Source organism: Neobacillus vireti (assembly GCF_001026695.1).
GTDB classification, from domain to species: domain Bacteria; phylum Bacillota; class Bacilli; order Bacillales; family Cytobacillaceae; genus Neobacillus; species Neobacillus vireti.
Map to the genome: position 1 here is coordinate 594,780 of NZ_LDNB01000012.1, position 25,965 is coordinate 620,744.

The 25,965-nt window shown below is 38.7% G+C and carries 25 protein-coding genes; 20 read left to right on the plus strand and 5 right to left on the minus strand.

The genetic code is table 11. The features are described 5' to 3' along the window. Positions 1 to 158 precede the first annotated feature (158 nt). From AA980_RS16010 to AA980_RS16055, 11 genes are all read left to right on the plus strand, one after another. Complete coding sequence (locus AA980_RS16010) at positions 159 to 3,602, plus strand: hypothetical protein (RefSeq protein WP_024030654.1); 3,444 nt, start codon at positions 159 to 161, stop codon at positions 3,600 to 3,602. Positions 3,603 to 3,790: 188 nt separating this feature from the next. Then, on the plus strand, positions 3,791 to 4,951 hold the full coding sequence (locus tag AA980_RS16015; RefSeq protein ID WP_024030653.1) for a cation:proton antiporter: 1,161 nt from the start codon (positions 3,791 to 3,793) through the stop codon (positions 4,949 to 4,951). Positions 4,952 to 5,112: 161 nt separating this feature from the next. Beyond that, positions 5,113 to 5,241 carry a hypothetical protein gene (locus AA980_RS28065; RefSeq protein ID WP_268926676.1) on the plus strand — a complete coding sequence of 43 codons (129 nt, stop codon included), beginning with the start codon at positions 5,113 to 5,115 and terminating at the stop codon, positions 5,239 to 5,241. A 265-nt stretch (positions 5,242 to 5,506) separates the two neighbouring features. Beyond that, positions 5,507 to 6,505 (plus strand): ABC transporter substrate-binding protein, encoded by a 999-nt coding sequence (locus AA980_RS16020; protein WP_024030652.1) that lies wholly within the window; start codon positions 5,507 to 5,509, stop codon positions 6,503 to 6,505. 263 nt (positions 6,506 to 6,768) lie between these two features. Then, complete coding sequence (locus tag AA980_RS16025; protein WP_024028905.1) at positions 6,769 to 7,800, plus strand: ABC transporter permease; 1,032 nt, start codon at positions 6,769 to 6,771, stop codon at positions 7,798 to 7,800. Next, on the plus strand, positions 7,775 to 8,569 hold the full coding sequence (locus AA980_RS16030; RefSeq protein ID WP_024028906.1) for an ABC transporter ATP-binding protein: 795 nt from the start codon (positions 7,775 to 7,777) through the stop codon (positions 8,567 to 8,569). Before AA980_RS16025 ends, AA980_RS16030 begins: the two co-directional genes overlap by 26 nt. Positions 8,570 to 8,814: 245 nt before the next feature. Beyond that, the gene (gene hppD / locus AA980_RS16035) at positions 8,815 to 9,930 is read left to right on the plus strand and encodes a 4-hydroxyphenylpyruvate dioxygenase (protein ID WP_024028907.1); all 1,116 of its coding nucleotides are present in this window, start codon (positions 8,815 to 8,817) and stop codon (positions 9,928 to 9,930) included. 105 nt (positions 9,931 to 10,035) lie between these two features. Next, entirely contained in the window at positions 10,036 to 10,968 is a 933-nt protein-coding gene (locus AA980_RS16040; protein WP_024028908.1) for a fumarylacetoacetate hydrolase family protein, read from the plus strand. After that, positions 10,968 to 12,131, plus strand: coding sequence for a homogentisate 1,2-dioxygenase (locus AA980_RS16045; protein ID WP_024028909.1), 1,164 nt, complete (start codon positions 10,968 to 10,970; stop codon positions 12,129 to 12,131). Before AA980_RS16040 ends, AA980_RS16045 begins: the two co-directional genes overlap by 1 nt. A 113-nt stretch (positions 12,132 to 12,244) precedes the next feature. Then, complete coding sequence (locus AA980_RS16050) at positions 12,245 to 12,859, plus strand: NUDIX hydrolase (protein ID WP_024028910.1); 615 nt, start codon at positions 12,245 to 12,247, stop codon at positions 12,857 to 12,859. An 89-nt stretch (positions 12,860 to 12,948) separates the two neighbouring features. Beyond that, complete coding sequence (locus tag AA980_RS16055; protein WP_024028911.1) at positions 12,949 to 14,310, plus strand: aspartate kinase; 1,362 nt, start codon at positions 12,949 to 12,951, stop codon at positions 14,308 to 14,310. Between the two features lie 90 nt (positions 14,311 to 14,400). Here AA980_RS16055 and AA980_RS16060 read toward each other — a convergent pair whose 3' ends face one another. Beyond that, on the minus strand, positions 14,401 to 14,967 hold the full coding sequence (locus AA980_RS16060) for a hypothetical protein (protein WP_024028912.1): 567 nt from the start codon (positions 14,965 to 14,967) through the stop codon (positions 14,401 to 14,403). A gap of 166 nt (positions 14,968 to 15,133) precedes the next feature. On the opposite strand from AA980_RS16060, the gene AA980_RS16065 reads away from it, so the two are divergent. Next, positions 15,134 to 15,751 (plus strand): TrkA C-terminal domain-containing protein, encoded by a 618-nt coding sequence (locus tag AA980_RS16065; RefSeq protein ID WP_024028913.1) that lies wholly within the window; start codon positions 15,134 to 15,136, stop codon positions 15,749 to 15,751. A 31-nt stretch (positions 15,752 to 15,782) separates the two neighbouring features. On the opposite strand, the gene AA980_RS16070 is transcribed toward AA980_RS16065, so the two are convergent. Continuing rightward, a complete protein-coding gene (locus AA980_RS16070; RefSeq protein ID WP_024028914.1) occupies positions 15,783 to 17,342 on the minus strand; it encodes an ABC transporter permease/substrate-binding protein in 1,560 nt (519 codons plus the stop codon). Further along, entirely contained in the window at positions 17,342 to 18,466 is a 1,125-nt protein-coding gene (locus tag AA980_RS16075; protein ID WP_024028915.1) for an ABC transporter ATP-binding protein, read from the minus strand. The genes AA980_RS16070 and AA980_RS16075 overlap by 1 nt, the downstream gene beginning before the upstream one ends. 271 nt (positions 18,467 to 18,737) lie before the next feature. On the opposite strand from AA980_RS16075, the gene AA980_RS16080 reads away from it, so the two are divergent. Then, positions 18,738 to 19,421, plus strand: coding sequence for a M50 family metallopeptidase (locus tag AA980_RS16080; protein WP_024028916.1), 684 nt, complete (start codon positions 18,738 to 18,740; stop codon positions 19,419 to 19,421). A 383-nt stretch (positions 19,422 to 19,804) separates the two neighbouring features. Then, on the plus strand, positions 19,805 to 20,269 hold the full coding sequence (locus AA980_RS16085; RefSeq protein ID WP_024028917.1) for a GreA/GreB family elongation factor: 465 nt from the start codon (positions 19,805 to 19,807) through the stop codon (positions 20,267 to 20,269). Positions 20,270 to 20,341: 72 nt separating this feature from the next. On the opposite strand, the gene AA980_RS16090 is transcribed toward AA980_RS16085, so the two are convergent. Both AA980_RS16090 and AA980_RS16095 read right to left on the minus strand, forming a co-directional pair. Beyond that, the gene (locus AA980_RS16090) at positions 20,342 to 20,863 is read right to left on the minus strand and encodes a MerR family transcriptional regulator (protein WP_024028918.1); all 522 of its coding nucleotides are present in this window, start codon (positions 20,861 to 20,863) and stop codon (positions 20,342 to 20,344) included. Continuing rightward, the gene (locus tag AA980_RS16095) at positions 20,850 to 21,749 is read right to left on the minus strand and encodes a MerR family transcriptional regulator (RefSeq protein ID WP_024028919.1); all 900 of its coding nucleotides are present in this window, start codon (positions 21,747 to 21,749) and stop codon (positions 20,850 to 20,852) included. Before AA980_RS16095 ends, AA980_RS16090 begins: the two co-directional genes overlap by 14 nt. 254 nt (positions 21,750 to 22,003) lie before the next feature. Here AA980_RS16095 and AA980_RS16100 point away from each other — a divergent pair, with 254 nt between their 5' ends. From AA980_RS16100 to AA980_RS16125, 6 genes are all read left to right on the plus strand, one after another. Beyond that, positions 22,004 to 22,648 (plus strand): VC0807 family protein, encoded by a 645-nt coding sequence (locus AA980_RS16100; RefSeq protein WP_024028920.1) that lies wholly within the window; start codon positions 22,004 to 22,006, stop codon positions 22,646 to 22,648. A gap of 34 nt (positions 22,649 to 22,682) precedes the next feature. Next, positions 22,683 to 23,279, plus strand: coding sequence for a TetR/AcrR family transcriptional regulator (locus tag AA980_RS16105; RefSeq protein ID WP_024028921.1), 597 nt, complete (start codon positions 22,683 to 22,685; stop codon positions 23,277 to 23,279). A gap of 79 nt (positions 23,280 to 23,358) precedes the next feature. Beyond that, positions 23,359 to 23,862: a GNAT family N-acetyltransferase gene (locus AA980_RS16110; protein ID WP_024028922.1), complete on the plus strand. Its 504-nt coding sequence runs from the start codon at positions 23,359 to 23,361 to the stop codon at positions 23,860 to 23,862. A gap of 12 nt (positions 23,863 to 23,874) precedes the next feature. Beyond that, positions 23,875 to 24,534, plus strand: coding sequence for a DUF2306 domain-containing protein (locus AA980_RS25850; protein WP_024028923.1), 660 nt, complete (start codon positions 23,875 to 23,877; stop codon positions 24,532 to 24,534). 90 nt (positions 24,535 to 24,624) lie between these two features. After that, positions 24,625 to 25,365, plus strand: coding sequence for a polysaccharide deacetylase family protein (locus AA980_RS16120; protein ID WP_024028924.1), 741 nt, complete (start codon positions 24,625 to 24,627; stop codon positions 25,363 to 25,365). A gap of 122 nt (positions 25,366 to 25,487) precedes the next feature. Continuing rightward, positions 25,488 to 25,835 (plus strand): hypothetical protein, encoded by a 348-nt coding sequence (locus tag AA980_RS16125; protein ID WP_024028925.1) that lies wholly within the window; start codon positions 25,488 to 25,490, stop codon positions 25,833 to 25,835. The last annotated feature ends 130 nt before the right edge of the window (positions 25,836 to 25,965 follow it).

Below are 25,965 nucleotides of genomic sequence, written 5' to 3' on the forward strand. Positions count from 1 at the left end.
ACATACAACTTTATTTTTTAACCGTGATTATTTTTAGAAAAAATATTGAAAATATTCCACGGTAGTGTAAAATTACACTATAGAGGAAAAAACATACAGTTGCTTAATTGATGCACGTAACCAATAAACCATTAAAGGGATGAATGTGGGGAGATTTAATGGAGCCGAATAAGAGGGAAGAGAATAGACGGATTTTTAGGCAAGAGCTATTTACCTTAAGAGAAGAAGGGTACTTATCTGAGGATATCGTAAATACAGTAGCTAAGGCGCACCGCCAGTATCACCTGGATTTAGTAGAAATAGAAGCGATTCCACTGCCAGCTGAAGCGAATGTACAAATCAAAAAGGCGGTGCCTCCAGAACCGAATGTTCAAATCAAAAAGGCAATGCCATCAGAACCGCCAAAAGTTAAAAAAACACTTTCGCCGGAAGAGGTTCGTGAAAGAAACATTACATGGTCATTAAACATTGGCGTTATTTTTTTATTAATAGGCGGGTTATTCGTTGCTACTAGTAACTGGGGATCAATGACAAGCTACATGAAAAGTGGGTCAATTGCATTTGTAGCTCTGCTATTTTACGGAATATCCTTGTTAACAAAGAAAGTATTGCATATCGATAAAACAGCCTTTGCCTTTATCGTCCTAGGAAGTTTATTTTTACCGATCTTTATTCTTTCGCTTGGATGGTTTGGCCTTTTGGGTTCGTATTTAGCGGTAGACGGAGAAGGGCGTTACCTGCTGGGGATGCTGGGCAGCTTTCTTCCCATGATTGTTTACATTCTATTTGCCAAAAACTTAAACTCGAGACTATTCGTCTGGTTTACCTTTGTTTCCCTATCAGCTGGGATGGCCTTTTTATTGGCTGGACTGCACCTAAAGATTGATTTCTTTTACTTGGGAATGATGGTCTTTAATGCGGCGCTCATTTTTGGCTATCTTCAAGTAAAACAGAGGGAATCACTTAAATTATTTACAAACGAATTTGTTCCATATGTACAGATTAATTTGGTCCTTAGTACACTTTTCATGCTTTTTTTATACAATAATGAGGTGCTCTACAGTTTCAACCTTTTATTGACTGCGGTTATTTATTTATCGATGATGTATGTCAGCGGGCGCAAGGAATACCATTTTATATTTAGTGTCATGCTCGTTTATGGAGCCTATCAGCTAATCGAGCATAGCTTCCTCAATTATTTTGGCGAGGTTGTCTACGCGATAATCGGACTTGGAATAGTATTTGTTCCGAGGACGATGAACGGAAGATTTTCTCTTGATAAGGTGTTTCAATATACGAGTGCAGTGATCTCCGGATTCGCCTTTATTTATATTAGCCTTGAAGGAATTCTGCTTCGAGCAGGCAACCCGTCGATTACCTTAATGCTGGCCTACTTTATTATTGCTGTTAACTTTATTTATTTATCCCATAACAGTCCAAACCGTCTTTTTACCTATTTGAGTTCGGTTTTTGCCGCTTCAGGCATCTATGAGGCTATTCTCTTACTGGTCAAACCAATTTATAGTATTAACTTTTCACTTGCATTGTCTTTGACTGGTTTTATCTTGTTTGTCGTGTTTGGGGTTGTACCATTAGCCAAATATATAAGAATCCTTCAGAATAGCTCTAAGGTCGTAGGAATCGCGATTATGACTCTCGCACTTTTGGCTGCGATAACGCTCTTTCAATGGTGGCAAGCCGGAGTTATTCTACTGCTCGTAACAATTGTTTCCTTTTTGGTCATTAAAAAGGAAACAAGGAGCTATTATAAGGAAGCTGCCTTATGGATCTTACCAAGTGCCCTTGGTCTTTCAATTGCCGCTTTCGCTGAAGAAATGAATGTCAATTTCATTTATTACCGTGAAGAATTTGGTTACGCAATTAATTTTGCATCGGGGGCAATTCTTGTTCTATTGACGAGCTTTGTCTGGAAAAAAGCCGGAGAAAAACAATTAGCGAGGATTTCATTCTTTGTCTCCCAGGCATTGTATACCTTTGCCATTTTCTATGCGCTATTAAGCCCAATCAATCGATTGTGGGTTCAACCCTTCGTGTTGTTAGCCGGAATTGGGATGTATTACTATTTATATAAAAAGATTGGCACGAAATGGGTTCCATATCTTGTCAGTATCACAACCTTGTTTGCATATTTTTCTTTGATTGATGCGATTAGGATAAGGATTCCATTCAGCGGTACAGTGGATTCATTAATTGTCTCAGTAAGTGCGGTCGTTCTTCTGTTTACCGCTTTTCTTTGCAGGAAAAAAGATTCTTTTATAGCCGCTGCTTTTGCCTGGACAGGTCACTGTATATACCCAGCGGCGCTTGTGTTTACCTGGTTTGTCTATCATACTGATTCGATTTATAGTTTTATTTTGGCATTGCTTGCATATGGGATTAGTACAAAATTAGCCAGTCGGGAATGGAAGATCAAAGTATTTCTTTATGGAGTTTTTACAACTTTATTTTTTGCTGTTTCAACAGGAATCGATTTTTTTAAAATTCACTTTACCGGACTGTATGAATTTCCAATAACAAGTGTTCTTATTCTCCTGTTTGCACTTTTTGCCAAAGGAGAATTTAACAAACGGACAGCCTATTATTTAGTGCCATTTTCGATTATTGGAATTGGAGTGATGCTATTGGTGTATCCGTATTCCTGGCTGCCTTACCTGATCACCGGTGGGTATGCTTCTGTTCTCCTGTTCTATTTGCATAAAATTAAATGGGATTTATTGGGGCTTATTCCCCTGTTCCTAGCTTTTATAGCAACCGTAGAATTTTCGTATCTAAGTGATATGGGTGCACTGCAAAAGCTGCTTTTATCCGGCGGGTTAGGAATACTTATGGCACTAAATGGACAGATTGTCTATAAAAAACTGTTTGAAAGTGGACCGAAAATTGGGGATACAAAAATAGATGGATATACAGCAGTTTCCTTCTTGTATTTTTGGGTGATGTACTTTTTTGATTATCCGTCAATATGGAGTAAAGCGCTACCGGGCGTTCTGATTGCTGTTTCTTTTTGGATGCAGAGAAAGCGAGTTCCAGCTAATCTTTCGGTCTTTATGTCTATCCTTGGAGCTTCCTATTTATTACAGCCTTATTATTCGACTATTGCTAAGCTAAATATCCCGCCCTTGTGGGAAAGGGAAGTGCAAGTCCTTCCATTTGTTGTTTTGATTATTTTTATCAGAATCCTATTAAAAGGGCGATATTCGAATATAACGAAGGCAATTCAATGGGGAGTCCTCGTTTTCGTTTCACTTGTCTTAATTCAAGATGGGTTAGCGAGCAATACCATTTATGATGCAGTTATCTTAGGATCACTCTCCTTGTTATCGATGTTGGCGGGGATGTTACTGCAAATTAAGTCATACTTCTTCGTCGGTGCCGGTGTGTTATTATTAAATGTCTTTCTGCAAACAAGACCATATTGGGGACACATGCCATGGTGGTTCTATTTATTAGTTGCCGGGCTTATCTTAATCACCGTTGCCAGCTTCAATGAATGGAATAAGCAAAAGACATTGAAGGGAGAATCAACCTTTATCGTTAAAATAAAGAAAAAGGTAATTGGAAAAATAAAACAGTGGGATTAATCAGCTTGAAATATAGGGTAAACCATGTTATTATAGTGTTAACTTAATGTTCGTCAAATGGAGGAGTCTGTCACCAAGGGGGAATTATGCCCTTTTGGTTTGACAGACCTTTTTCTATTGTTTAGGGAAGAGTCTGTCAATGTTGTGACAGGCTCTTTTTAATTTTCTAAAAAAGGAATGGTGATTAGATGGAATTAATCTTTGAGTTAGCGATTATTTTATTTGCTTCTAAAATAGCAGGGGATATTAGTGTAAAGTTTGGCCAGCCCTCTGTTTTAGGGAAGCTCCTTGTAGGAATTCTTTTAGGACCAGCGGTTTTGGGGCTCATTTCTGAAACGAAAACATTGGAAGAACTAAGTCAAATTGGTGTTATATTGTTAATGTTTATTGCTGGCATGGAGACCGATTTAGATGAATTTAAACGATCTGGGAAAGCATCTACTCTCGTGGGTGTTAGTGGAATAGTCGTCCCGCTTTTTGTCGGTTACTTAGCAGGAATCATGTTGAAGATGACGACCATTGAAGCGGTATTTTTAGGACTGCTGCTGTCAGCTACCAGCGTAAGTATTTCCGTACAGGCGCTTAAAGAGCTTAATAAAATGCAGTCAAAAGAAGGGACGACAATATTAGGCGCGGCAGTGATTGATGATGTGCTCGTTATAATTGCCCTAGCGTTTTTAATGAGTATGGCAGGCGGGGATGTAAATTTAAGCGTAGTCATTATTAGTAAAGTACTGTTCTTTGGAGGTGCTATTTTAGTAGCTTGGAAGGTTGTGCCGTGGGTATTAAGGAAGTTTGCCCCGTTAAAGGTGACGGAATCGCTCCTATCCTCAGCATTAATCATCTGTTTCCTTTTTGCCTATGTGGCTGAATTAGCAGGTGTTGCCGCCATTATTGGCGGTTATATTGCCGGGGTAGCGATTAGTGTTACCAATTTTAAGCATGAAATATTTGAAAAGGTAGAAACTATTAGTTATTCGATTTTCGTGCCGGTTTTCTTTACCTCAATCGGTCTGAAAGCAAGCTTCGCAGGTCTTTCGCAGCATTTAGGTCTTATTATTGGTCTTAGTATTCTAGCAATCTTAACCAAATTAATTGGTGCTGCAACCGGGGCGAAAATGGCCCGCTTTTCGTGGAGGAACTCGCTCGGAATTGGGGCGGCCATGGTTTCGCGAGGAGAGGTTGCTTTAATTATTGCCACGATTGGATTGGAGACGAAGTTAATCAGCCCTGAACTATTTTCGATATTAGTCATTGTCGTTCTTGTAACAACGCTTGTTACTCCGCCGATGATGAAATACTTTTTTAAGCAGCCAAAAGTCCGAAAAGAAATGAAAAACACTGCGTGAAAGTAGAAAAATTCAGCCTGATTAGGCTGAATTTTTCTACTTTTTATGGTACAGATTTTAAGGGGATGAAACTTTATAAAATACCCCCGTATATAACATAAATAGATCGAAATATTTATTAAAGTGATATACAACTAAAAACTTAGGAGGTTAGAGATGAGATGGGCATCGTATTAATCGATATCGACAAATTACTTGAAGCAACAACAGATCTAACATCTGAGAAAAACGTTCATAATGTGAAAAAAGTTGAGATAGATAAATTACTCGAAAAGACCCGTGATTGGTAAGATACATAAATTTGTTCCCCCACTCATAATTTAATATACATGCGTCAATGCCTTCTACTAGTTAGAAGGTATTTTTTTTTTCTAAGAAGGGAGGATGGGGTAATATGTGTTCTTATAGTGGATTATGTCGCTTTAAAGCGAAAAAATATTTTTGCTATTTCTATTGCTTTTAAACCAAAAAAACACTAGAATAATTTCTAATATATTTAATTTTTAGAAAATTAATTGTTTTCAAAAAAAGATGCTTTTAGGGGGATATTGATTAATGAAGAAAAAAGTACAAGCACTTTCAATTGCTTTGGCAGGAATGCTGTTGCTAGCCGGCTGTGGCAGTAAAGAATCAGCAGGTGGAACGAATAAGGGAGGAACGGATAAAAAATTCAAGGTCGGAATAACTCAGTATGCCCCGCATCCTTCTTTAGATGCTGCTACGGAGGGATTTAAGAAGGCGTTGGCAGATAAAGGAATTAAGGTAGATTATGATGAGCAAAATGCGCAGGCAGATCCGAATAATACACAAGTAATTGCCAAGAATTTTGTCGGCGACAAAGTAGACTTGATTTTTGCCAATGCGACCCCAAGTGCAACTGCTGCCTTAAATGCGACCAAGAAAATTCCGATAATCTTTACATCGGTAACAGACCCAGTCGGTGCTGGATTGGTAAAGGCGTTTGATAAGCCAGGGGAAAATATTACTGGTACAACTGACAACCATCCGGAAGCAACTAAAAAGACGATACACTTTATTACCGATGAATTAAAAGCAAAAAATATTGGTGTCATCTATAACTCGGGGGAACAGAATTCAGAAGTTCAAGTGAAAGAAGTAAAAAAATTAGCGGAAGAAAAAGGCGCTGCACTAGTTGAAGTTTCTGTTGCGAATACGTCAGAAGTTAAGCAGGCAGCCGAGTCACTAGTCGGTCGAGTCGATGCTATCTATATTCCAACTGATAATACTGTTGTTACCGCCCTTGATTCGGTCATTGCTGTAGCAAACAGCAAAAAAATTCCCCTTTTCGTCGGCGAGCTTGATTCGATGAAAAAAGGTGCCGTTGCGGCAAGTGGATTCAGCTATTTTGATCTTGGCTATCAATCCGGATTAATGGCTGTTGAGATTTTAACGGGGAAAAAGAAGGCTTCAGAAATCCCTGTTGAACTTCCAAGCAGCTTAAAGCTAGTCATCAATAAGGCTGCTGCCGAAGCACAAGGTTTAAAAGTGAAAGAGGAATGGAGCAAGCTTGGCGAATTTTATGATGGTAAATAGAAAAGCGGAAGCACCCGTTTAGCGGCATATGGACTGGAGCGCTTCGCCTGAGATAAAGGAAACACGGAGAGCGGAGCGATCCGATGTTGACTTATCGTAGGGAGAAGAGCGAAGTCCACTAGCCGCTGGGTGCTGGAGCTGGACAGTTATCAAAGTTCAATGAAATAAATTCTGATATTATGGAATTTTTCAAGGGGGAGGCCTTCTTACGGGTTACCTCCTTGATTCTTACATATGAATGAAATTTAGAAAGGATGATCTCAATGTTTACAGCCATATTTTCATCATTCGAAACAGGTATCATCTATGCGATTATGGCACTTGGCGTCTATCTTTCCTTTCGTATTCTGGACTTCCCAGATTTGACGGTGGATGGGAGTTTTGTAACAGGGGCAGCGATATCAGCGGTTATGATTGCGGGTGGAGTTAACCCATTTATCGCTACAATAGTGGCCTTATTTGCTGGTTTTGCCGCAGGATGTATAACAGGGCTTCTCCATACATTTGGAAAAATAAATAACTTGCTCTCCGGAATCTTAATGATGATAGCACTATATTCAATAAATTTAAGAATCATGGGACGCCCCAATACCCCACTATTAAATATCGAAACAGCATTTACCAAGATTAGCGGCTTATTTGAGCGCACCGGAATTGATTCATTTTTCAATCGTTTTCTTTCAATGGTTGGTCTTGGGGATAGTCTTCCGGACACATGGGGAATTCTCATTTTTATGGTTTTCGTCACCTTCGTTATCAAGTTCCTAACCGATTTGTTCTTACAAACGGAAATTGGTTTAGCAATCAGAGCGACCGGAGACAATAAGCGAATGATTCGCAGCCTATCCGCTAATACAAACCTTCTTGTCATACTTGGACTGGGGCTTTCCAACGCATTGGTTGCTTTCTCAGGCTCCCTTATTGCCCAGCAAGGCGGCTCCGCCGATGTCGGCATGGGAATCGGAATGATCATTATCGGCTTAGCCTCTGTTATAATCGGTGAGGCTCTATTCGGGACAAAAACCATTGCAAGAACAACACTTGCTGTCATTGGCGGTTCGATTATTTACCGAATTGTCGTATCCATGGCCCTTCGGATTGATTTCTTAAAACCTGGCGATATGAGGCTGATTACTGCAGTAATTGTCATTATTGCTTTAACAACTCCTAAAATGATTGAGCGATCGAAAGAGAAAAAGCGAAAAGCACGGAGAAGGGCAGAACATCTATCTGCCATTCGTACTTCTGCCACGGAAAAGGGGGACAATCATGCTGCACTTAAATCAGATTCATAAGATTTTTAATGAGGGGACACCCGATGAAAAAATCGCGATTGATCATGTTAACTTAACCCTTAATCCCGGTGATTTCGTTACGATTATTGGTAGTAATGGCGCGGGAAAGTCGACTTTAATGAATGTCATTTCCGGTGTTTTATTTCCTGATATCGGGGAGGTGCACATTGGCGGAAAAATTGTAACAAATATATCCGAGTTTAATCGATCGAAAATGATTGGACGCGTCTTTCAAGACCCAATGGCCGGAACGGCTCCAAGTATGACGATTGAAGAAAATCTGGCGATGGCTTATTCACGGAATAAATCAAGAACTTTCCGAAAAGCAGTCACGAAAAGAAGACGCGATTTATTCCGGGAAGTGCTTGAATCCTTGCATCTTGGTTTGGAAAATCGCCTCAATGCAAAGGTCGGTCTGTTATCCGGTGGAGAACGCCAGGCACTATCGTTATTGATGGCCACCTTCACGGAACCATCCATCCTTTTATTGGATGAACATACGGCAGCACTTGATCCATCAAGAGCAGAGTTGATTACGAATCTAACCAAAGAAATTGTTGAAAAATACAAACTCACTACCTTAATGGTTACCCACAATATGCAGCAGGCAATTGACCTGGGGAATCGTTTAATTATGATGGATAAAGGTCAAGTTATTTTGGAGGTTGATAAGGAAAATAAGCGGCAGCTGACGATTGAACGATTATTAGCGGAATTTAAACGAATTCGTGGTGTCCAAATGGTTAATGACCGAGCGATTCTTTCGTAAAATTTTTTTAACCACCTTATAAGCAGGAATATTTTAGTGGAAAATATATTCCCTACTTCAATAGTAGAAACAACCAAGTCCTAGGTATGTTTCTTTTTATTTTTGCAGCTAATAATATTATGATGGTAGAGTATTTCTTTACTGCCTAAAAGCGTTATTGCTTTACTTCCTGCTCTTGAGAGATTAAGATCCTTCATTTAGTATTAATTCAGAATATTAATACTATTATAATTGGAGGTTTCTAAATGAAAGAACAAAGAGTAAGGGCAGATCAACTAGTCGATGACTTTTTTCCGGTACGAGATGTAGATTATATTGAGATTTACACGGGAAATGCTAAGCAATCTTGTCACTATTTTTGCACGGCCTTTGGGTTTACGCCGGTTGCTTATGCCGGACTAGAAACAGGGAATCGCGAAACGGTCTCTTATGTCCTCAAGCAGCGAAATATTCGTCTTGTGATTACAGGCTCTTATTCTGAAGAGAGCCGGGTAGCTCAATTTGTCAAGAAACACGGGGACGGCGTTAGGGATGTGGCTCTGTTGGTCGAGGATGTAGACAAGGCATTCGAAGAGGCTGTAAATAGAGGAGCAATCGCACATGCAGCTCCATTTGAAATGAGCGATGAAAAGGGAGTCGTTAAAAAAGCTGTGCTGGGTACATATGGTGACACAATCCATACGTTAATCGAACGAAAAAGTTATCAAGGGGCGTTTCTACCAGGGTTTGAGCCATACTCTATCTATTTGCCAAATGAGGATGCCGGGTTAATTGGGATAGACCATGTGGTGGGTAATGTGGAGCGCATGGAAGAATGGGTTGAATATTATTCGAAGGTAATGGGCTTTAAAGAAATGAAACATTTCTCTGACAAGGATATTACTACAGAATACTCGGCCTTGATGTCAAAGGTCATGCATAATGGCGGGCGCATCAAGTTCCCAATCAATGAACCGGCAGAGGGGAAACGGAAATCGCAAATCCAGGAATTTCTGGAATTCTATAATGGCCCAGGAGTCCAGCATCTGGCCATTTTAACCGAAGACATTGTCTCGACAGTTACCGCTTTGAAGAAAAACGGTGTTGAATTCCTTAAAACACCAAGTACTTATTACGAATCATTAGGTGAGCGGATTGGCAAAATTGATGAAGAAATTGAAAAGCTACGCGAATTAAATATTTTAGTTGACCGTGATGATGAAGGTTATTTATTGCAGATTTTCACTAAGCCGATTGTTGATCGTCCGACCGTTTTCATTGAAATTATTCAACGGAAAGGGGCTCGCGGTTTCGGTGAAGGAAACTTTAAGGCATTATTCGAATCGATTGAGCGGGAGCAGGAGAAACGTGGAAACTTGTAAAGTATTGGAATAATAAAAAGGAATATTAAAAGGGGAAAATTACCAAACGGGGCGGAAAAAGGGAGAAAAATTTCTCCCTTTTTTAAAAGGAAAAAAGGTGAGCTTATGAAATTTGTAACTTTTGAAAAAAACGATGGGAAGATTAGGGCAGGGTTTCTTTTGGACCAAGAGCATGCAGTCGATATGTTTGAAATGTCTGATGGGGAGTTACCTGATAATCTAATAGATTTTCTCGATAACTGTGAGGAAAATTTAAAAAAAGCAGCATTTTTTTCCTCTACAAACAAGCAGCAAGGTGTTTACTCATTAAAGGAAATCCGCTTACTTGCTCCTCTTCCCTTACCCAGAAGCTTTCGTGATTTTTACGCATTTGAGGCGCATGTGAAAACAGCAAGAGAGAACCGCGGTCTTGAGATGATTCCTGAATGGTATGAAATTCCAGTCTATTATTTTTCCAATCACCTCGCCATCAAGGGGCCAGGAGAAGAAATTATCAAGCCATTAGGATGCAACTGGCTCGATTATGAACTCGAAATCGCCTGCATCATTGGCAAAGAGGGAAGAAATATCCGGGTGGCAGATGCTGATGAGTATATTTTTGGTTATTGTATTTTGAACGATTGGAGCGCGAGAGATTTGCAGCGGAAGGAAATGAAGATTGGACTTGGCCCAGCAAAGGGAAAAGATTTTGCCACCTCGATTGGTCCATGGATTGTCACGAAAGATGAGCTGGAACCATTGAAAACGGGAAAGGGCTTTGATCTTTCCATGAAAGCGCGGGTAAACGGAGAATTACTGTCGGCAGGAAATATGAAGGAGATTTTTTATTCCTTTGGGGAGATGATTGAGCGTGCCTCTGCCGGCGTTACCCTGTATCCAGGAGAGATAATAGGTTCTGGAACAGTCGGAACAGGATGCATCCTTGAACTTGGCCAGGATGTGCACCGCTGGCTTTTACCAGGGGATATAGTAGAGTTAGAAATTGATTGTCTAGGTGTTTTACAGAATTCTATTATCGAAGGAACTGAGGTGAAATAATGTATTACCGGCAAATGGGAAAAGTCCCTCATAAACGTCATACGATGTTTAAAAAAGAGGATGGCAGTCTGTATCGAGAGCAGGTTATGGGAACACGAGGTTTTTCTGGCACCCAATCGATTTTATATCACCACTATATGCCTACGGAAGTGGTGAAATCTGAGGTGGTTGGTCATTACTTGCCGGAATACGAAGCACAAAGAGAGCTTAAACACCGTCACTTTTTGACCAATAAGACAATCCAAAAAGGTAATGCTTTAAACGCCAGAGAATATATATTAGGAAATCAAGACTTGCTAATTGGAACTGCAAATGTTACTGAGCCAATGGAAAGCTTTTATAGGAACGGTGATGGCGATGAAATGCTCTTTATCCATTATGGTTCGGGAAAATTAGAAACGATGTTCGGGACGATTTCCTATACTCATGGTGACTATCTCATCATACCGATTGGAACGATTTATCGAATAATCCCTGATGCGAATGAAATGACGAAAATGCTCATTGTTGAATCGTATCGTCAAATTACGACACCAAGGCGCTATCGTAATGAATATGGTCAGTTATTAGAGCACAGCCCGTTTTGCGAACGAGATATTCGCGGACCAGAAACATTAATGACTTTTGCCAAGAAAGGTGAATATGAGGTTTTAACGAAATCGAGAGGAATGATTTCCTCCCATATGCTGGGGCATCATCCCTTTGATGTAGTCGGCTGGGATGGCTACCTATATCCCTGGGCCTTTAATATTGAAGATTTTGAACCGATTACAGGAAGGGTTCACCAGCCGCCGCCTGTTCATCAAACCTTTGAAGGAAATAATTTTGTTGTTTGTTCCTTTGTACCTAGATTGTATGATTACCATCCTGAGGCAATTCCTGCACCATACTACCACAGTAACGTTAATAGTGACGAGCTCCTATATTATGTGGAAGGCAATTTTATGAGCCGTAAAGGAGTTCAAGAGGGGTCAATCACGCTCCATCCAGGCGGAATTCCTCATGGACCACATCCTGGGAAAACAGAAGCGAGTATCGGCAAAAAGCAAACACTAGAATTGGCTGTGATGATCGATACCTTTCATCCTCTAAAAATTGTAAAAACTGCTCAGGTCTTCGAAGATTCAGCTTATATGTATTCATGGTATGAAAATAAGGAATAAGATTTTCCAGCGACAATCCAACTTTGTTGAAGTTGGGTTGTTTTTTTTCAATATCAGGATAAAAATGTTATTGTAGATAGTAATAACACTCCAGAATGAATAGAGGTGAAATCATGGAGCTGGAAACAGTTGTAACAAAATTAAAAAGACATAACCCTGTGATATTAGGGAGCGAGAAATTCGCAAAATATGCTGTAATGCTGCCTCTTATCGAAAAAGAGGATGGGATTCATGTGCTATTTGAAGTTCGTTCGCTGGAGCTTAGGAGGCAGCCGGGCGAAATTTGTTTTCCCGGGGGAAAAGTCGATTTAGAAGACAAGGATGAAAGAGAAACAGCTATTCGCGAAACAATGGAGGAATTAGGGATTAGCGGGGAAAATATCACGGAAGTTTATCCGCTTGATTTTATGGTTTCTCCTTTTGGTATGTTGGTATATCCATATACAGGATTTATTAGTCATTCAGAACTGATTCAACCTAATCCTGCAGAGGTTGGAGAAATTTTTACGGTTCCTTTATCTTTTTTTATCAATAAAGAGCCGGAAATCTACCATATTGAATTTAAGGTAGTACCCGAGGAGAAATTTCCCTTTGATTTAATTGTCGGCGGTCAAAATTACAATTGGCGGACAAGAGGGATTGAGGAGTATTTTTATGTATATGAAGGTAGAACAATTTGGGGGATGACCGCGAGAATCCTTGCTCATTTTATTGAAATAATTCGTTAATTTCTCCAAAATCCCGTGGTAAAATACTTGAATTTTTTCTGAATTTAGATAAAATTAAGATTATATTTTTGGGATTAGGAGATGTATTCATGAAGGTAGTAAAGTTTGGAGGATCCTCTTTAGCTTCCGGAAACCAAATTGAGAAGGTTTTCCAGATTGTTATGTCTGATCCCGCGCGTAAAGTTGTCGTCGTATCAGCTCCAGGGAAACGGTTTGCCGAAGACCAAAAGGTAACGGATTTGTTAATTGAATGTGCAGAGCGATGTCTGAGCAATCTGGATTCACAGGAAATAGTTGCAGCCGTTATCAAAAGGTATGCGACGATTGCTGAGGAGCTACAGCTTCCTTCTGAAATTGTTAGTGAAATTCAAGCTGATTTAGAAGCAAGACTAAATGGGGATAGATGTAAACCTGAACGGTTTATCGATAGTGTTAAGGCAAGTGGCGAGGACAATCATGCTAAATTAGTTGCTGCATACTTCCAAGAGCAGGGGGTAGAGGCTACTTATGTTAACCCTGGAGAGGGTGGTCTGCTTGTTAGTGCGGAGCCGGGAAACGCTCAAGTTTTACCGGAATCGTATGAACGGTTATATTCCTTGCGCGACAGAAGCGGCTTGTTAATATTTCCGGGGTTTTTCGGGTATAGCAAAGAAGGAGAAGTATTCACTTTTTCACGGAGCGGCTCGGATATTACGGGCTCTATCCTCGCAAATGGCCTGAAAGCTGATTTATATGAAAATTTTACTGATGTGGATGCCGTTTATTCGGTCAATCCCTACATTGTCAAGAGGCCTAAGGAAATTAAGGAATTAACGTATCGGGAAATGCGTGAGCTTTCTTATGCAGGGTTTACCGTTCTGCATGACGAAGCCCTTGTGCCGGCCTTTCGAGCAGGAATTCCCGTTCAAATCAAGAACACGAATAATCCTTTAGCACCAGGAACGAGGATTGTTAATGAGCGCGACAATACAAATGGTCCTGTCATTGGGATTGCCAGCGATCAAGGGTTTTGCAGTATTTATGTGAGTAAATACTTAATGAACAGAGAGATTGGATTTGGCCGGAAACTTTTAAGCATCTTAGAAGAGTTTGGCTTATCCTATGAACACACTCCTTCGGGAATTGATGACATCTCGATAATATTAAGAGAAAACCAGTTTGAGGCCGAATTGGAGGAGGAAATAACCAAACGGATAATTGCAGAATTACATGCAGATGAAGTGAAATTCGAGCACAGCCTTGCCCTAATCATGGTTGTTGGTGAAGGCATGCGCCATAATGTCGGCACGATGGCAAAGGCGTCCAAAGCCTTGGCAGGGGCGAGCGTTAATATTGAAATGATTAATCAAGGCTCGTCTGAAGTCAGCATGATGTTTGGCGTAAAGGAAGTTGACGAAAAAAGAGCTGTTCAAGCATTGTATGACGAGTTCATTGCTTCCGTAACGGTGTAATCGTGAATGAAAAAAGCAGTTCTAAATTTGCATTTAGACTGCTTTTTTCATTCATGATATCGAGCTTACGATTCATCTAATCACCTCGAACTAAACCTTGTGTTTTCGAACAAGAGCATACAATGCCACAATGAGACCGCCGGCTAAACCACAGATCAGGTCATACATTGTATCCTTATTGCCGCCTCTTTGCATCGTGTGGGCAATGGTTAAATCGCCAACAAATTCATAAATCTCCCAGAATACACTGGCCAAAACGGAAAGTGAGAGGACGAAAAGAAATAGTAACCAATGGGATACATCATTGCGGACATATTTTGGAATCCATCGTTTATATAATGTTATTCCAATGCAGCCAATAAATATCCCCTTAAAAAAATGAAGGGTCGAATCCCACCAATTGAGATGAAGATAAAAGCTTTTAATCGAGCCTAAAAACAATGAACAAAATAAAAAAATAAAATAACTTACAATAATTAGAATGTTAAAGGGGTTATTTTTCAACCGTAGTAGTAGAAGTGGGAGTGCGCCAGCAAAAATACCGCCGAGGGCAACCTGCCACCTAGAAGAATCAGCTTTCACTATGTAATAAATACATAATGCAGCCATAAAGATGATGAAACCCACACTTAAAATGATGATTATTTTCCGTTTCATTCCTACACCTCGATATAAAAAGACTCCCTACAATTATGTCCAATGTTCGTAAAATCAAGACAAAAGGTGTCAGTGGGAGCTTATGATTTTTTTCCTCGCAAACATGTTTGTAAAACGGTATAGTGATATGGTAATGCTATTGATTAAATGGTGGTGATGGTCTGCTATGCAAAGGGCACAAATCCCAACTTATGAACGAATTGCGATTGATTTAGCCAATCGCATTTATGACGGGAAATTTAAAGTAGGGGAAAAGATTCACGGCAGGTCTACGTTGGCGAGTGAATATAAGGTATCTCCGGAGACAGTTAGGAGAGCAATTAAGATCTTAGAGGACGTGGAAATTGTTCATTCCACAAAAGGTAGCGGCATTGTCATCTCTTCCCGTGAGAATGCTTTTAAATATATATCTCGTTTTTCTAACCTGGCCAGCATCAAAGATCTTGAAAAGCAAATGAATTCTCTAATCGCAGAAAGAGAAAGCCTGGATGAAAAGGTATTCGAAACTTTGCGTAAAATCATGGAATATTCCGGGAAACTACGACACACGAATCCATTGGCACCAATTGAAGTAGAGGTATATCCAGGATGCATTCACATTGGCAAGACGATATCGGAAGTCAAGTTTTGGCAAAATACCGGCGGCACCGTAATCGGGATGAAGCGAAAGGACGAAATGATTATCTCCCCTGGGCCGTATGCACTAATCCTAGAAGGGGATGTCCTCCTTGTCATCGGAGATGAAAAAGCGTATGACAGAGTCGTTCACTTTTTGGAGGAATAAGAAAAAGCCGGATAACCGGCTTTTTCTATATTTATTTACTTAATAATCCTTCTTTTTCTAAAAATTCTTTTGCAACTTTTGCAGGAGATTGTTTGAGGCTGTCAACCTTATAGTTAAGTTCCCGCATTTTTTCATCGTTAAGCTTACCGGATAAGGTGTTAATTGCCTTTTTTAATTCTGGATGTTCCTTTAATGTTTCTTCTTTAATAATTGGCACAGCATAATAAGGTGGGAAAAAGTTTTTATCATCCTTTAACACCTTCAAGTGAAAGGCCTCGAGTAATCCATCGGTAGAGAAGGCATCGATAACATCACTCTTATGATTCTCAAGTGCGGTATAGCGCAATCCGCCATCAATGGCTTTGACATCTTTGAATTCGATATTATAAGTTTTTGCAAGTCCAGGTAATCCATCTACCCGGTTTGGAAATTCAATAGTTGGACCAAAGACTAATTCATTGCTTACATTGGCCAAATCAGATATCGTCTTTAAATTATACTCTTCAACAGTGTCTTGGCGTACAGCTAAGGCATAGGTGTTATTAAACCCAAGCGGTTTTAATAAGTCAATTCCATATTTTTGCTTGAATTCACGTTGAACAAAATCATAGACTTTGTCCGGGTTGCTTTCTGGAGGCTGATTTAAAATATTTACCAAACCTGTCCCCGTATATTCAACATATAAATCAATATCCCCATTTTTAATCGCACTAAAAGCAACCTGGGTCCCACCAAGATTTAACTTTCTTTCTACCTGAAGATCTGTCTTGTTTTCGATTAGATCAGCAAGCATATTCCCTAAAATTAATGACTCACTGAAATTCTTGGAACCAATGACGATTTTGTCTTCAGCATTGGCAATTGTATAAACTTTAAGTGAACCTGCAGCAAGTAACAAAATAGAGGCCACACCAATTATCCATTTTTTTGCCTTTTTACTTGACTTAGCTGCAGATTTTTTCTTGTTCATATATGAAAGGGAGGATTCAAGTTTCCCAACGACAAAGTCAATCAAAAGTGCTAAAATACAGGCTGGAATCGCTCCAGCTAAAATCATATGATTATCGACGGTCTGCACACCCGAGAAAACGAGGTACCCCAGTCCGCCTGCTCCAACGAAGGCAGCAATGGTCATTAACCCAACAGCAGTAACCGCTGAAATTCTGATACCCGCCATAATCATCGGAAAGGCGAGCGGAAGCTGAACCTTTCTCATTGTTTGACTCTTAGTCAGACCGATGCCTTTGGCGGCTTCCAGAATGTCTCCGTCAATGTTCGTTAAGCCCGTATACGTATTTTTTACGATTGGAAGGAGGGAATAAAGGACAACCATCACAATCGCCGGCGTACTGCCAATTCCAACAAAGGGAATCAGGAATCCGAGTAAGGCCAAGCTCGGGACAGCCTGAATAACGTTTGTCGTTCCGATTATAGGTTTTGAGAGCTTCTTTTCATTTGAAATTAAAATCCCTAGTGGAATACCAATGATAATGGCAATAGCTACTGATACAATACTTAAATATAGATGCTCTCCTAGTAAACTAAGTATTTGCTGATAGTTACCAGTTAGATAATTCCAAAAATCACTCATTAAAATGCCACCTCCAAGTCAATTAATTGACTGCTTAATGCCGATAAAATGCTGCTTCTTGTAATCAGTCCCGTTAACTGCTTTGCCTTGTTGACAACAGGAAGATACCCAATTTTGTGCTCATTCATTGTTGCTAAAACCGAAATTAAATTCGCATCCTGTGAAACGGAAAGCACATTTTGCTCCATAATCAACTCAATTGAAGTCGTTCGATCGAGCAATTGAATAGCTTTTAAGGTCACAAGACCCTTGAGGACATTATTTTTATCTGTCACCATTAAGCTGTCTACCTTATTGTCCTTCATAATCTCAATTGCCTGTAATACGGTACGCATTGGGGTGATTTTTACAGGTTGATGAATCATGATATCCTCTGCCATCAATAATTCAGGATTGTTCCAAACCCTTCTTTTTCCAATAAAGTCTTCAACAAAATCATTAGCAGGGTTTTTAAGAATATTTTCAGGAGTGTCATACTGAAGAATATCTCCGTCTTTTAAAATACAAATTTTGTCTGCTATTTTAATAGCCTCATCCATATCATGGGTGACAAAGATGATGGTCTTGTTTAATTCCTTTTGCATTTGGAACAACTCATCTTGAAGTGAACTTCTAGTAACAGGGTCTAGTGCACTGAAGGGTTCATCCATTAGGATAATATCGGAGTTTGTAGAGAAAGCTCTTGCTACACCAATTCTTTGCTGCTGACCTCCGCTCAGTTCTTTTGGAAAACGATGTAAGAATTCCTTTGGGTCTAAACCGACTATTTCAAGCAATTCTTTTGTCTTTTTCTCAATTGAAGCCGGCTCTTCACCTTTAAGCTTTGGAATCAGCTCTAAATTTTCTTTAATCGACATATGTGGAAAAAGTCCAGTGTTTTGAATCACATATCCGATATTCCTCCGTAGTTCAATCGGATTCATTGTCGAGATATCCGTCCCATTCACATAAATTTTTCCTGATGTTGGTTGGATTAATTTATTAATCATTTTGAGTAAGGTGGTTTTCCCGCAGCCACTTGGTCCAATAAAAACCACCAACTGTCCAGCATCAATTTCCAATGAAAAAGGATTAATGATGGTTTTGCTTCGATATTTCTTTACAATATTCTTAAACTCTATCAAATTACATTCCTCCTAAAATAAAAATGTACGTTCGCTAATGCAACAACCTGATGATAACATATAAGTTGTTGGTTTGTCGAACCCATTTCAATTTGATTCACCCTTTTTTCCAAATTATATGTTTTCCGGTACAATAGATAAAAGCAATAAACGGAAAGTATGAAGAAAATAAAATAAAAATTTTCTAAGTCTCAGAGTGTTAATTTGCGATAGATTCAACAAAAATGTTAAAATAAGGGATGAAGAAATTTATTAAAGAGGGGAATTTATTTTGAGCTTTGTTCGCGAAAAATTAAGTACGAAGTTTTTCCTATTCCTCGTGATAGCTTTTTTATTGATTCACGTACCGCTTCTCGGAAATTATGCTAAGGTCATTAATACTCTTATTCATGAATCAGGTCATGCTTTGATCGCCTTACTTGGCGGTAATGTAGAAAGGATTTCTTTATTTATGAATTCGGAAGGGGCAACATATAGTAATCAGTCTACCTGGATTGGCAGCTTCTTTACGAGTATTGCCGGCTATACCTTTGCCTCATTTATGGCGTTCCTATCTTTCTTACTGATAGGAAAGAAAAAGCAAACTCTTTTAATTGATATTTTGCTAGTTTTTATTTTTCTCAACCTTATTTTTTGGGTTCGGAACCCATATGGGATCTTTTGGTTATGCTCATTCGCTGTTGCCTTCCTCTTCTTACTAATCAAAGGGAGCCAGGCTGTACGGGATCATTTGTTACTTCTTATTGCTTCTATTCTATTAGTGGATTCAATTCAAAGTGCCTATGAAATCTTATATTTAAGCGTTATTCAGCCGTACGGGGCGGGGGATGCTGCTAACCTTGCCCAGTTAACAGTTATTTTTCCGGCACCGGTCTGGGGGATGTTTTTCTTTCTTCAATCCTTGTGGTTTTGTTATTTCGCGCTAAAAAGAGGGTATTATAAATTAAGAAGTTAAAAGACTCCAGTGACTGAGCAAGAAGCTGGAGTCTTTTCTTGGCCGATAGGAAAGTAAAACTTTCCTATCAGGCATAAGGGCAACTACGCCTCTGTCTTCGCCCTTCGGTCTCGCCAATCGGCGAGTTTTCTTTAGCGTTTAGCATATTGGCGACTTTTCTGACTAGATATGGTAATATAATACTAAGATTTTCCTTTCCTAAAAGGATAGGATAACTTTTCATTTTCGTATAGGGATACTATGGTTTTACTCTTTTTATTAGGGGAAACCAAGGATTTTCTATACAAAATGGAAGGTTCATTTTTTTATTAAGGAGGAATTTATTATGAAAAACTTTATGAAGTTCTGCAGGAAATTTGACCCTAGCTTGGAGGCAATTTATTATGAACCATAGTAAACCCACCAAAGACTTTTTCAGCCAGCAGGTTGTATTTATTGAGGAGAATATACAGGAATTAACCACTCTTTATTTTTCATCAACCCCTGTCCAAGAGAGAATGAAGCATTTCTTTAGCTTGTACGTCTTAGAGGTTGATGATTTACTAAAGCAAAATCGTAATAGCAATTTCATCTCTTCAATTCCTAAAGTTTTTATCGGAACAAAAGTAACTGTCCTTTACAACGATGACAATGAGACGGAAGATTATACAATCTGTTTTCCAGAACAGTCAGAACCCGATCAAGGTCATATTTCCTTTTTATCACCTGTCGGCAGACAGCTGCTCCTAAAAAATCTTGGTGAACAGCTATCTCTGAAGATTCCTACAGGCGAAATTCCTGTTACTATCAGGGAAATAACATATGCTGGGGAGTTGTTTGAAGTGAAAGAGAGATTAAAAGAAGCATGACAATGACAGAAAAAACATGTCCGAACGAAGGAAATCTGTTTGGACATGTTTTTTTGCCCGGTTAATTTTGAATTAAAAGCCAAATAGAGAACTAACGATATTTTTCTTTTTTCTTTTTACTTTGCTATCATTTAATACAAGTGGTTTGTCTAATTGTGGGGGTGTGTTCATTTCCTTTATTTGAATTTGAAGCCGTTCAAGCTCCAGTGCTAATAGGGTTACATGATTTTGTAAATCATCTATTTCTCGGCGATGCTGGAGGATTTGGTAGGATGTAACGGAATCGGCCTTGGAATTTAACGATATTTCTAATTCGCTGACCTTCGTTACCAATCTTTCCATGGCTGTTTCCTTTTCGCCTAGTTTAACCGCCCCTTTTCTAACGCGTTTTTTTTCAATCACTGGGGAAAGATCCTGAAGTAATCTTCCATTTTGAAGCTGTTCATGAATCGTTTTTAATAGCTCAATATCTTCACTATTAAAATGATAATGTCCCCGCTCATTTCTTTCCATTGGCAGCTCCATCAGTTTAACCCAGCGTTGGATGGTGCTCGCAGACACCCCTAATAATTTCGCCACTTCACTTGTATTCATGTGAGTTCCCCCTTAAAGACCAGAATTTCCACCATTTCCTCTCTTTGGCTGCGGCGACATCTCTAAAGCTTCCTAACATTTGCTGGAAAGCTCGTTCCCTTTGTGTAATTTCAAGCCGATATTGATTACGCTCTTCAACAAAGAATTCACGGTCAGTTGAAATAGCCTCAGTTAGACTTGAAATTTCGTTATTTGTTGTATCTGCATAATGAGATAACTCTTCAGAGGCTTCAGACAGCTTCCTAGAAAGGGTATGAATCTCTTCGGAAGTCTCAATTGAAATATTAGCAATGCTGTTACTAAGGTATTGCAAAGAGTCAGCGGTCAACTCCAAAGATTTTTCAAATGTTTCGGTTAACTCCCCGATATCAGCTTGTGTGTTGGCTGTTGATTTGTAAATGGAATCTGACAGTGATTTCACCGTAATTAAGGTGCCTTTTGATATTTCTTTTTTCAGTTCGTCTACTACCTCTTTACGAATAACATTACGAATTTCATCCTTAACCTCATTTAAGAAATTTTTCTTGTACATTTCCATTGCCTCAAAAAATAGGTCAGCATTATTTGGTGCTGTTTCATCAACAGCGATTGGAGAAACCTTTTCAGCAATGATTTCTAGCGAAACTTCCGCTGGTTTTATGCTATTTTCACCCTCAGCCTTTTGTCCATTTTTCATTAATTTTCGTATCTGATCTTTACTTAACTTCTTGGTGGTCATTTGTTTTAGTTCTACAAGTTGGTCAATCAACAAATCTGAATAGATTCTTGCACCTTGTTTAGATCGGGGAATTTCTAACGTTTCATCAAAGTCTTTTTCCCATTGACGTAACGTCCCTGGTGCAATATTTATTTTTCTAGAAACTTCTTTTAAGGTATAGGTTTTCATTAAATACATTCCTCTCTATTGAATCTAGGAAATAATTTTCTTTGTGATAGTTATTCACCAACTGGTATCCCATTTTCCTGCCTATTGACAAAAGCTATCAAAACAAGACTGAAATCACGAAATAACAACATTTTCTTGCAAATTGAGCAATATTAACTTCAGGAAAAAAAGTTAAAAAAACATTTGACAAACCGACGGTCGGTTTGTAATATTAATTTAGAACATATTGAAGGTGATAAGGGGAGGAAACAAAGGTGAATGTTAATTCAAAAAAGAAATTGATTCAAACGATTGTGTTAAGTCTTGTGATTAATGGTGCCATTCCTGTTGTTGTTTATAATCTGCTTTTAAACTATTATTCAAGTTTTGTCTCGCTGCTAATTGCAACCTTGATTCCGTTGGGGGATAACCTGTATCATATTGTGAGGTATAAAAAGGCAGATGCGTTTGGTTTGTTTATGCTAACGGGGTTTGTATTAAGTTTACTGGCATTTGTGCTCGGTGGGAACGAAAGGCTCATTTTATTAAGGGAATCAATGGTAACCGGATTATTAGGCCTAATCTTTATCGCCTCCTTGTTCTTTGCAAAGCCACTGATTTATCACTTCGCAATCAGATTTAGTGCCCAGGATCAGTCAGAAAAGAAGGGGCAATTTGCAAAGAATTGGGAGCTGCCATATTTTCGTTTTGTCTTGCGATTCATGACCGCTATTTGGGGCATTGCGCTTTTGGGTGAGGCTATAGTAAAAATCATTCTTGTCTATGAACTTTCCATATCAGCCTTTTTAGCTATTTCACAATTAATTTTTTACGGTGTCATTGGTGCGGCGATTTTAATTACAATGGTGTATCGAAGGTATGCAAAAACACGATTAGACTTATTAACCAATGGTCGTTAACACAACTCGATGAACAAATAAGGAAGGTAGAAAAATGACTAATTCAATCTATAATAATCCAAGCTTTCAACATATTCTTTCTACAACTGAAGAAATCATTTTAGAAAAAGGCTGCCGAAGTACAACTCTGAAGGATATCATTGAAAGGTCGGGATTGTCTAAGGGGGCCATCTATCATTACGTTGACAGTAAAGATGAATTGTTTGGGCTTATCTTACAATCAAAAATTGAAGAAATGAATGAAAAGTTTCATAGCACCATCACTCGTTCAATTAAGGAAGAAAGCCCTAATCAAGGACGATTCGGCGTTGTCAGCCAATTTTTTCATTCGCGGCAAAATAGCAATGATATCGGAAATTTAATTTTTATTTATTTGCTAAGTCAGGATAATGAAAAGGTCAAAAAAATTCTTAATGATATTTTCAGATACAGCAAAGAAACAGGTACTCATTGGATTAAAATGGGGCAAGCGAATGGAGTGATTCCGAAAACCATTGATGCTGTAAAAATGGCAACATTAATGATGACCTTTTCATATGGACTGCGGGTCACACAAATATTAGCGACTGAAGAAGAGGATACAGTGGAAGCAAGTGATGTATTTAAAGTGATTATCAAGACGTTGACGTAACGATTATTGCCCCTTTAATAAGGGGATTTAGAACACAGAGCATACCGACAGTCGGTTTGTTCGCGATGAGGTGAAAGGGATGGAGATTCACACTATTGGAATTAAAGAATTAAAAGAGGTAAGTCAATTTTATGCTGAGATTACGGCTGATTTAAGGAAAAAGGGGGTTAATCAGTGGGATCGGTTTTACCCCAATCGATTTGTTATAAAAGCAGACATAAAAAATGGGAATCTTTTTGGGATACAAGCAGACAAAAAAGTAGTTGGAGCGGTGGCCCTTAATACGAATGAAAGCAAAAAGTACCGGGATCTTTTATGGGAGGACGTAAATGGCAGCCCATTAATTATCCATCGTTTAGCGGTCCACCCGCGATACCAAGGGAAAGGTTTTGGGAAAAAGCTGCTCCAATTTGCAGAAAATTATTCTTTGACAAATGGTCATACAAGTATTCGACTTGATGTGTTTAGTGATAATCCCGGGGCTTTAACCATGTATGAACGGGCAGGGTTTCAAGAAAGAGGAATAATTAGATTTCCATTTCGTAAAGTACCATATAAATGTTTTGAAAAAATTTTAGGATAGGGAGAAATGAACATGCAGACTAAACAAAGAAAACTGACAATCGGGGTTTTATATTTTACGATTGCCTTATTTACAATCTATATCTTTATTATGTTTCTATTGAATGGAGTAGAATGGGCACCAATGGTTAAAGGGAAGATGAAAAATCCAGACTTTTCATTGGCAACGTGGAAGTTGTTTTTTTACCCGCATATTTTTTTGGGTACAATTGCTCTTGCCATTGGACCCTTTCAATTGACGAAGATTAGCCGAAGGAAACCTAAGCTGCATAAAATGTTAGGGAAAATTTATGCAGTGGCGATTTTTATAAATATTCTGGTCGTACCTTATATTTCTCTTTCTGCAACAGGTGGGAGGGGAACAATGATTGCCTTTCTTATCCTAAATGCGCTTTGGCTGTGGACGACTGCCATGGGAGTAATCAAAGCAACTCAGCGCAAAATCAGCGCACATAAAGAGTGGATTCTTCGTAGTTATGCAATTACCTGGGTTTTCGTTACGTTTCGGATTTTCGTCATTCCCTTTTCATTATTCTTAGACAGTTCCCTTGCATTTCCGATCGCCGTTTACCTGGGTATCGCCATGAACCTCTTATTTGTTGAATGGCGGAAGCGGAAAAATAAGAAACTTACGACAGGGCGAAAAATCGCATCGCCAAATCCCGTCATATAAATGAAGTTTTTTAGAAAATAGTAATAGTTGATATCTTTTTCAGGAAGAATAAGAAGAAAAACATATTAATGGCATAAAGTGAGGCATGCGATGAAAAGGCTATTACTTCTATTCTTTTGTATTCACTTCTTAAGCCTTCCTGAAAAAGTATCAGCTGCGGACCCAGTTCCCATTTTGATTTATCACTCGATTGACGAATACAATGGCCATGGCTCTAAAGAGCTCTTTGTAACTCCTGAAAATTTTGAAAAACAAATGACTTATTTACGGGACCATGGTTTTACATTATTAACCTTTGAACGCTGGCAAGAAAGGAAGAGAGTGCACAAACCGATTTTTCTTACCTTTGATGATGGCTACAAAAATAATCTAACAGTATTCACTATTTTTCAAAAGCTGAAAATGGACCATTTTTCGCCAACAGGAACCTTTTTTATCATTTCTGATTTTATCGGCCGTACCAATCGCCTATCAAAAAAGGATTTAAAAATGCTGGCCCAATCAGGGGTCATTTCTGTCCAATCACATACGGCCACACATCCGGATTTAACAAAAGTGGATAATCTAGATTATGAACTTAAAAAATCGAAAGAAAAGATTGAAAAAATAACCGGAAAAGCGGTCGTAGCACTTTCTTACCCTTATGGAAGCTATAATAACCAGGTTGTATCTGAAACGAAAAAGCATTACCAATTTGGACTTACAACAACACCGGGTCCTTTTTCGGAAATAGGTACAAAAAATGAGCTTTATTTGCTGCCAAGATCATACATTAAGTATTCAACATCACTTGCAGACTTTGTAAAACTAGTGGAAGGAAATAAAAATTGATAACTTTTCCGTAAAAAGAAAGATATTGATAAACCAATGTAATCTGAACGAAACTTCTATGTAAACAAACACCGTTATAATAGTGGAAACGTACTAAATCCTCGACTAGGGTGGGTGTTTATATGGAAGAAACAATCGTAAAATCCTATTTGCAGAAATCATTGGATGAGTGGAAGGATGATATTTCCTTAGTCCTAGCTGAAATTGCTAAAGAATATGATGAAGTAGCACAGGAATTAAAGGTGTATTCTTATAAATATGGGATCACGAAGCAAGTAATTCAATCGACGGTCAATGAGGAAATCATCGAAAAAATTCGTGAGATGTACCATAAACCTTTTGAAGAAAATTATAACCAGTTGAAAGAATACATAAAAGATCTAGAAGAAAAACGCCGCGTATTTCAAATGTTTATCCAAAAAATTGATGAAGTAAGCAGAAAAGAATCTGCGAAAATTACCACTTATTAAGAATTAAAACTAAATTATTGATTAACAGAAAGGGAGGCACTTCTTTTAGAATGCTTCCTTTTTGTTTTTCTAAATCGGAAAGAGCGAACCACTGGAAAAGTGTCCTGCATATATTGATTAGCAGGACTGA

What these genes read in the sequence shown, in the direction of transcription:
- AA980_RS16010 (WP_024030654.1), top strand. Translation starts at nt 159, where the DNA reads ATGGAGCCGAATAAGAGGGAAGAGAATAGACGGATTTTTAGGCAAGAG.
- AA980_RS16015 (WP_024030653.1), top strand. Translation starts at nt 3,791, where the DNA reads ATGGAATTAATCTTTGAGTTAGCGATTATTTTATTTGCTTCTAAAATA.
- AA980_RS28065 (WP_268926676.1), top strand. Translation starts at nt 5,113, where the DNA reads ATGGGCATCGTATTAATCGATATCGACAAATTACTTGAAGCAACAACA.
- AA980_RS16020 (WP_024030652.1), top strand. Translation starts at nt 5,507, where the DNA reads ATGAAGAAAAAAGTACAAGCACTTTCAATTGCTTTGGCAGGAATGCTG.
- AA980_RS16025 (WP_024028905.1), top strand. Translation starts at nt 6,769, where the DNA reads ATGTTTACAGCCATATTTTCATCATTCGAAACAGGTATCATCTATGCG.
- AA980_RS16030 (WP_024028906.1), top strand. Translation starts at nt 7,775, where the DNA reads ATGCTGCACTTAAATCAGATTCATAAGATTTTTAATGAGGGGACACCC.
- hppD (WP_024028907.1), top strand. Translation starts at nt 8,815, where the DNA reads ATGAAAGAACAAAGAGTAAGGGCAGATCAACTAGTCGATGACTTTTTT.
- AA980_RS16040 (WP_024028908.1), top strand. Translation starts at nt 10,036, where the DNA reads ATGAAATTTGTAACTTTTGAAAAAAACGATGGGAAGATTAGGGCAGGG.
- AA980_RS16045 (WP_024028909.1), top strand. Translation starts at nt 10,968, where the DNA reads ATGTATTACCGGCAAATGGGAAAAGTCCCTCATAAACGTCATACGATG.
- AA980_RS16050 (WP_024028910.1), top strand. Translation starts at nt 12,245, where the DNA reads ATGGAGCTGGAAACAGTTGTAACAAAATTAAAAAGACATAACCCTGTG.
- AA980_RS16055 (WP_024028911.1), top strand. Translation starts at nt 12,949, where the DNA reads ATGAAGGTAGTAAAGTTTGGAGGATCCTCTTTAGCTTCCGGAAACCAA.
- AA980_RS16060 (WP_024028912.1), bottom strand. Translation starts at nt 14,967, where the DNA reads ATGAAACGGAAAATAATCATCATTTTAAGTGTGGGTTTCATCATCTTT.
- AA980_RS16065 (WP_024028913.1), top strand. Translation starts at nt 15,134, where the DNA reads ATGCAAAGGGCACAAATCCCAACTTATGAACGAATTGCGATTGATTTA.
- AA980_RS16070 (WP_024028914.1), bottom strand. Translation starts at nt 17,342, where the DNA reads ATGAGTGATTTTTGGAATTATCTAACTGGTAACTATCAGCAAATACTT.
- AA980_RS16085 (WP_024028917.1), top strand. Translation starts at nt 19,805, where the DNA reads ATGAACCATAGTAAACCCACCAAAGACTTTTTCAGCCAGCAGGTTGTA.
- AA980_RS16090 (WP_024028918.1), bottom strand. Translation starts at nt 20,863, where the DNA reads ATGAATACAAGTGAAGTGGCGAAATTATTAGGGGTGTCTGCGAGCACC.
- AA980_RS16095 (WP_024028919.1), bottom strand. Translation starts at nt 21,749, where the DNA reads ATGAAAACCTATACCTTAAAAGAAGTTTCTAGAAAAATAAATATTGCA.
- AA980_RS16105 (WP_024028921.1), top strand. Translation starts at nt 22,683, where the DNA reads ATGACTAATTCAATCTATAATAATCCAAGCTTTCAACATATTCTTTCT.
- AA980_RS16110 (WP_024028922.1), top strand. Translation starts at nt 23,359, where the DNA reads ATGGAGATTCACACTATTGGAATTAAAGAATTAAAAGAGGTAAGTCAA.
- AA980_RS25850 (WP_024028923.1), top strand. Translation starts at nt 23,875, where the DNA reads ATGCAGACTAAACAAAGAAAACTGACAATCGGGGTTTTATATTTTACG.
- AA980_RS16120 (WP_024028924.1), top strand. Translation starts at nt 24,625, where the DNA reads ATGAAAAGGCTATTACTTCTATTCTTTTGTATTCACTTCTTAAGCCTT.
- AA980_RS16125 (WP_024028925.1), top strand. Translation starts at nt 25,488, where the DNA reads ATGGAAGAAACAATCGTAAAATCCTATTTGCAGAAATCATTGGATGAG.